The organism is Streptomyces sp. NPDC059832 (assembly GCF_042731715.1).
In the GTDB taxonomy this organism is placed as follows: Bacteria; Actinomycetota; Actinomycetes; order Streptomycetales; family Streptomycetaceae; genus Streptomyces.
In genome coordinates this window covers 1-1,829 of sequence record NZ_JBHWIY010000105.1, presented here as the reverse complement: position 1 = coordinate 1,829, position 1,829 = coordinate 1, and the positions used below count along the sequence as shown (strand labels likewise).

The 1,829-nt window shown below is 68.2% G+C and carries 2 pseudogenes; one reads left to right on the top strand and one right to left on the bottom strand.

The window, feature by feature from the left end:
* Positions 1 to 28: 28 nt before the first annotated feature.
* Positions 29 to 934: pseudogene (locus ACFV8T_RS45510) on the bottom strand (IS3 family transposase); the annotation flags it as partial.
* 63 nt (positions 935 to 997) lie between these two features.
* Here ACFV8T_RS45510 and ACFV8T_RS45505 point away from each other — a divergent pair.
* Positions 998 to 1,829 (top strand): annotated as a pseudogene (locus tag ACFV8T_RS45505) (ISAzo13 family transposase); the annotation flags it as partial.

Here is a 1,829-nt window from a genome sequence, read left to right as displayed (position 1 = left end):
GGGCCTTGACCCCGGATCTTGAACACGTCTATGCGGCTCGGGTCAGGGTAGTTGTTGTTGGGCGGAAGGTGTTTTCGTAAGCGATCGGGGAGCGCTGGCCGAGCCGGGAATGCCTGCGTCGGGTGTTGTAGCGGGACAGCCATCGGAAGGCGTCGAGTCGGGCCTCACGTTCGCTTGGCCAGCCCTTTCGCCCCTTCAGCGTCTCTCTTTTGAAGGTCGCGTTGAACGATTTCGCGGCGGCGTTGTCCGCGCTGCTGCCGACCGCGCTCATGCTCTGGCGGACGTCGGCGAGGCGGCAGGCGTCAGCGAAGGCTCGGCTGGTGTACTGGGCCCCGTGATCGGTGTGGATCACCGCTCCGGCGAGGCTGCCGCGGGTCCGGATCGCGGCCGCCAGGGCGTCGGTGACGAGTTCTGTGCGCATGTGGTCAGCGATCGCCCATCCGGCCAGACGTCGTGAGTACAGATCGATGACGGTCGCGAGGTAGCAGAACTTCCCGCTGCCGACGCTCAGGCAGGTGATGTCGCCGACGTACTTGGTGTTCGGGGCCTCGGCGGTGAAGTCGCGGCCGATCAGGTCCGGCGCCCTCACCGCTGCCGCATCCGGGACGGTGGTGCGGTGCCGGCGCCGCAGACGCACTCCCTGAAGGCCGATGGCCCGCATGATCCTGGCAACGCGCTTGTGATTGACCGTCTGACCGCCTTCATCACGGAGCTCGGCGGTGACCCTCGGGGCTCCGTAGGTGCCGTCGGAGTCCCGGTGGGCCTTGCGTATTCGGGCCGCGAGCCGCTCATCGGCGGCCTGTCGGGCCGCGCGGTCCGGGGCGGTGCGGCGCCAGTAATAGAAACTCGAGCGGGCAATGCCCAAGATGTCGCAGAGCCGCTTGACGCCGAACCGGCGCTGGTGATCCTCAACGAACTGGCAGCGGTTCAGGAGTCGTCAGTAAATTACTGACGGTTTCCATGCGGCTGCTGTACGTGCCGTGATACGTGGGCTGTCGTGGGGATTTCTGAGGAGGACCTGGCGGTCCTGGACGTGAAGTTCGCGGCGTTGTTGCCGCATCTGGATGAGCGGCAGTGCCGTTTGTATCTGGCGTCGGAGGCCTAGGCGCTGGGGCACGGCGGGATCGTGGCGGTGGCCCGGTTGGCGGCGGTCTCGGAGTCGACCGTCGCGCGGGGATGCGTCGAACTCGCCGGCGGGGCGGAGCCGTTGGGCCGGGTGCGTCGGCCAGGTGGTGGCCGCAGGTCGGCTGCTGAGCGGGATCCTGGTCTCCGGCCGGCGCTTGAGGCGTTGATCGAGCCGCGGGAGGTGGGTGATCCGGTGTCTCCGTTGCGCTGGACGACGGCGTCGTTGCGGGACTTGGCCCGAGAGCTGAGCGATGCGGGGCATCCGGTCAGTGCTCCGGTGGTCGGCGGGCTGCTGCGGGAGATGGGGTTCAGTCTGCAGGGCATGGTCAAGACCCGGGCCGGCTCGCAGTCCCCGGACCGTGACGCCCAGTTTCGGCATATCAACGCGGCCGCTGAGAGCTTTTTGGCCCGTGGCCTGCCCGTGGTGAGTGTGGACGCGAAGCAGAAGGAGCCGATCGGCGAGTTCGCCCGTCCCGGCCGCACCTACCGCCCCAAGGGCGATCCGATCACCCCTCCGGACCATGACTTCACCAGGCCGGACACCCCGGTCGCCATCCCTTACGGCGTCTACGATCTCGGGCGAGACACCGGCTGGGTGAACGTGGGCACCAACCGCAACACCGCCGCCTTCGCGGTGGAGTCCCTGCGCCGCTGGTGGAACGACCAGGGCAAGGCGGACTACCCCGGCGCTGGCAGGCTGCTAG